Genomic DNA, 4,556 nt, shown 5'->3' with positions numbered 1-4,556 from the left:
GCCGGGGCGGCAGGCCCGTCACCCACGACACCGACCTCTACCGCGACCGCAACACGGTTGAACGGGCCATCAACAGAATGAAGGACTGGCGCGGCGTTCGGGGCGCCGTCGTGGTGGGCACCGATGTACTCGCGCAGCCACAGCAGCCACAGCAGGCGCTCGGGGGCGACATTCAGGCCGGTCTCCCCCAGGACCTCCCGGCGGACTGCGGTGTCGAGGGGTTCACCGTGGTGCTGGCCGCCGCCGGGGAGGAAGTAGCAGTCCTGCCCCTCCCCGTGGGCGCGCTGCAGCAGGATGCGGCCTTCGTGGATGACGACGGCCTTTGGCCCTTTAGCGATTGAGTTGGCCCCGCTGAGCACCGTGGTTGGCCCGGCCTGGTGGCGCGGCACTCAGCGGGAGGTACGGCACCGGACCGCGCCGAACTCGGCCGGAGATAGGTCACATCCTTTCGAACCGCAACTGCGCGCTCAGCTGACGGCAGCGCCGAACCACTTGGGCAGCTGGCTGAGCAGATCCTGCTGATCTTCACCGACCCACGCCACGTGGCCGTCCGGCCGCAGCAGCGCCGCGGGCGCGTCCAGTTCCTCGCTGACGTCGACGACGTGGTCGACCCGATCTGCCCAGCCCGCCACCGAGAGCCGGCCGGTCTGGTCGAGCAGCAGCCCGCGGCCGCCGTGCATCAGCTCGTAGAGGCGCCCCCGCTTCAGCTTCACGTCCCGCAGCCGCCGGCCGAGCAGTTCGTGGCCCTCGCCGAAGTCGTAGCGGACCCCGACCGCGGTGATGATCCCGGTCACGTACCGGTTCACCTCCTCGAAGTCCATCAGCTTCGAGAACAGCTCCCGCAGCGCGGTCGCACCCGGATCGGTCCCCAGCAGCGTGATCTGCGCGCGGGTGTTGTCCAGCACGCGGGCGCCCACCGGGTGCCGTTCGGCGTGGTAGCTGTCCAGCAGCCCCTCCGGTGCCCAGCCGTTGACCGCGGCGGCCAGCTTCCAGCCGAGGTTGAACGCGTCCTGCAGGCCGAGGTTGAGCCCCTGCCCGCCGGTCGGCGGGTGGATGTGCGCCGCGTCGCCGGCCAGCAGCACCCGGCCGACCCGGTAGCGCTCGGCCTGCCGGGTGGCGTCGCCGAACCGGGACAGCCAGCGCGGCGAGTGCGCGCCGAAGTCGGTGCCCGCGAAGGCCCGCAGCTGCTGCTTGAACTCCTCGAGGGTCGGCGCGGTCGTACGGTCCTCGGCCACTTCGTCGGCGGGCACGACGATGCGGTACACCCCCTCGTTCCCGTCCACGTTGGGGATGGCGCCGAACCGCAGTTGGGTCTTGCGGACTTCCGCGACGATGGCGGCAACCGTCGCCGGATCCTCGGTCACCTCCATATCACCCAGCAGTGTCTCGACCTTGGCGGGCTCGCCGGGGAAACCGACGCCGAGCCGCTTGCGCACCGCGCTGCGGGCGCCGTCGCACCCGACGAGGTAGCGCGAGCGCAGGTGCGTGCCGTCCGCCAGCTCGACGGTCACCCCGTCCTCGTCCTGGCTCAGCCCGACCACTTCGCAGCCGCGCCGGATCTCGGCACCGAGTTCGAAAGCACGCTCGTTGAGCAGCCGCTCGGTGACCGGCTGCGGGGTGGCGAGGCCGTACGGGTGAGCCGTGTCCAACCGGTCCGGCCACGGCTTGTGGATGCCGCCGAAGAAACCGCCGACCTGGAACTTCTCACTGACCGCGAGGAACCGGTCCAGCAGGCCGCGCTGGTCCATCATCTCGACGCTGCGCGCGTGCAGGCCGCGCCCGCGGGACTGCTCGGTCGGCTCGGTCAACTTCTCCAGCACGACCACGTGCACGCCGTGCAGCCGCAACTCGCCGGCCAGCATCAAGCCGGTCGGTCCGCCGCCGACCACGATCACGTCAATCATCAAAACGCCCATTCAACGAGATTGGATTTCGGCCAGCCGCTCCGCGCAGTCCGGCGGCACGCACACCCGCACCTCCGCGCCGAGTCCCACAACCGCACCGCGAGTCCCACCGGCGGTTCGACGTTCCCGCGCAACCCATACGTCGACAACAACACACGCACTTCGCGAATCTGTCATTTCCGCAGGTTCTGGCCTTGGCCGACCATTCTGCGGCACGACCCGGGCCTTGCCGCAAGCCCCCCGGTGCGCTATACGTTGAGAGTGGCAAGGAGTGGGTACTCTCCTTGCCCTTTGTCGTCCGCTGTGGACGGACAAGCTCCTCCCGAAGCGGTGACGCGCCGCGTACGGCGATGCCAGCGGTCCAGGAGGACCTCCCATGGGCCTGCGGATGCAGCCGCGAACGAGAGGTTCTTCACCCTCTTCAGCAAGGCTGGCTCGAACGTCGTCGAGAGCGCGGCCGTTCTCACGGAGTTCGTCGCCGCGCCGCACGAGCGCTGGGCGGAGCTCGCCAAACGCATGCACGACAGCGAGCACGCCGGCGACGACACCACTTAAGGTCCGGGTGCCGTTAACGAACCACCTATTCGTTTTCGGCGTCCTCGGCGCATGATCGCCATCATGCCGGGCCAACCTGGCGCTCAGCGGGGCCAACTCTGTCCCGCGTCAAGTGCCGACCGACTGCTCGGAGACCTTCGCGCGGCGGGCGGCCTCCGCGACCGTCATCTCACCGGCCAGGATGCTCAACACGATCCTGACCTTGTCCTACACGGGTATCGCCGGTGGACGAGGCATCACGACTCCTTCTCTGGGGATCAACTAACGATCCCTGCCAGGAATCATGACGCGGGACAAACTCAAGGAGGAGCTCACGGACGGCCGGTGGCGCAGACTACTCGAAGCCCCATAAACCCGGCGCTGTCAGTGGGGCGCGCAACGATGAATCGCATGACGACGGATCCCATCGGCCCCGCCGACGAACAGCAGATCCCCGCCTGGGCCGACACGGTCGGACCAGGCTGGGGTCCTCTGCTCAGCGAGCTCCACCAGCAGCTGCTCGCCCTGGATGCCGGCTACCGCGTCGAATCCTTCGGGACGAGGTTCGGCCGCCTGCGCATCACGGTTTGCCGACCGGTTCCTTGTCGGCGAGTTCGATGGAGAGTTCGCCAACTGGGCCATGGCCCTGACCGATGCGGCCGAGACCCGATCCGAGCGCATCTGCGAGTCCTGCGGAGGCCCGGCCCGTATCCGCTTTCGCGGTGACGGGCAGCGCCTGTGGATGCGCGCCAGCTGCGAGGACTGCCGTACCTGGCCGTCGCCCTGCGTCCAGCCCGCCGGGCGGCAACCGATGGCACGTAAGCGGCGTTCCCAGTACGAATCAATCTCGCCCTCGTCGGCTTGGACTCTCCGCAGGTAGGGCGGTAACGCGCCTGCGGTCGATCCGCTTCTTCAGGGAGAGGTTCTCGGCGTAGAGGTTCGCCGTCACCGTGGCGAGGGCGTCGAGCTTTCCTTGTTGCTCAGCGGGCGTGCGCCCTCGCCTTCAGCAGCTTCTTCCGAAGCTCGGCGATCGTCTCGTCTCGCTGTACCTCACCGGGCGTGCGCAGGACGGGGCGGGCGACCTGTGCGTCCCACTCGGCGAGGATGTCTTCGGCGCGGTGCACGGTCGCGTGGCTGACCTGGGCTTCGCGGGCGAGGTTTTCCTTGGTGAGGGCGCCGTCGGAGTGCAGGGGCTCGCCCGCCAGGAGCCGGGCCATGGCCGCCCTCAGTTTGTCGGCGGACGCTGCGGATACCGGCATCAGGCGGGGCCTTCCTCTTCGAGCGCGCGGGTGGTGATGCGCTGGACGTCGGCGAGCCGGATGAAGACCGCCTCGCGGTTGGGGGGGGACAGCCGCGGGTCCTTGGACAGGGCGGTCAGGTCGTCTTCCTCCGCGACCCAGTACGGGGCGTGGGCTCGGGTGATCGTCGAGTTGCGGCAGCGGGCCGGCTGGCAGGCCCCGAGCAATGGAGCCAGTCCGCGCTGGTCTTCGGGGAGCTCGTCTTGGCACTCGGCCTGCGGGGCATCGAACATGCAGTGGTTGACGGTGCCCAGGTGCAGGTTGGGGAACTCGTCGGCGAGCAGAGCTTCTTCGACCCGCTCGTCGGCGATTTGGGCGCGCAGCTGGGGGTCGTTGTTGATGGTGGCGATGACCTTGTCGAGGCCGGCGTTGAGCCGGGCGGCGCCGGGGCCGACCGCGACGCGTTCGCTTTGGCGGCGGCCGCGGAGCAGATCCACGAGCTTCCGGGCGGCGGCCACCTCGTGCCAGGCTGAGGCGGGCTTGAGGTCAACGCCCTTGTGGGTGTTGTGTTTTCGGGGCTGTCCGCGCTAGTCGTCGAGAGTGTGGCGGATGAGGGTGATCTGGTCCGGGTGGTGGCGCGTACCCGGGATGATCCAGTGCCGTGTCCGGTGTGCGGGACGCCGACCGGGCGGGTGCACGGCTTCCATCGCCGGACGGTCGCGGACGTGCCGGTGGACGGCAGGCGGGTGGTGGTGTCGGTGAGGGCGCGGCGCCTGGTGTGCCTGGTGGAGTTGCTCCGGTCCGGTAGACACGGACGGGCTTGCGTTCTACGCGGCAGCGTAGGCGAGGTTAGCTGATGCTTGTGGTGCGTGTCGGCGCT

Annotated in this window: 3 protein-coding genes and 3 pseudogenes; 2 read left to right on the top strand and 4 right to left on the bottom strand. The window is 69.2% G+C overall.

The genetic code is table 11. From position 1 onward, the window contains the following. Nucleotides 1-98 (top strand): annotated as a pseudogene (locus ABZV31_RS38040) (IS5/IS1182 family transposase); the annotation flags it as partial. A gap of 105 nt (nucleotides 99-203) precedes the next feature. On the opposite strand, the pseudogene ABZV31_RS38035 reads toward ABZV31_RS38040, so the two are convergent. The 4 genes and pseudogenes from ABZV31_RS38035 to ABZV31_RS38020 form a co-directional block, all read right to left on the bottom strand. Beyond that, a pseudogene (locus tag ABZV31_RS38035) lies at nucleotides 204-359 on the bottom strand (NUDIX hydrolase); the annotation flags it as partial. Nucleotides 360-467: 108 nt separating this feature from the next. Beyond that, a complete protein-coding gene (gene rox / locus ABZV31_RS38030; protein WP_355901431.1) occupies nucleotides 468-1,904 on the bottom strand; it encodes a rifampin monooxygenase in 1,437 nt (478 codons plus the stop codon). 1,514 nt (nucleotides 1,905-3,418) lie between these two features. Next, nucleotides 3,419-3,697, bottom strand: coding sequence for a hypothetical protein (locus tag ABZV31_RS38025; protein WP_355901429.1), 279 nt, complete (start codon nucleotides 3,695-3,697; stop codon nucleotides 3,419-3,421). Beyond that, nucleotides 3,697-4,194: a hypothetical protein gene (locus tag ABZV31_RS38020; RefSeq protein WP_355901427.1), complete on the bottom strand. Its 498-nt coding sequence runs from the start codon at nucleotides 4,192-4,194 to the stop codon at nucleotides 3,697-3,699. The genes ABZV31_RS38025 and ABZV31_RS38020 overlap by 1 nt, the downstream gene beginning before the upstream one ends. A gap of 48 nt (nucleotides 4,195-4,242) precedes the next feature. On the opposite strand from ABZV31_RS38020, the pseudogene ABZV31_RS38015 reads away from it, so the two are divergent. Further along, nucleotides 4,243-4,458, top strand: a pseudogene (locus tag ABZV31_RS38015) (transposase family protein); the annotation flags it as partial. Nucleotides 4,459-4,556: the final 98 nt, after the last annotated feature.

This window comes from Streptomyces sp. NPDC005202, from assembly GCF_040608235.1.
Taxonomy (GTDB): domain Bacteria; phylum Actinomycetota; class Actinomycetes; order Streptomycetales; family Streptomycetaceae; genus Streptomyces.
Note: the sequence above shows the minus strand (reverse complement) of the source record. Positions and strands in the feature narration are given on the sequence as shown.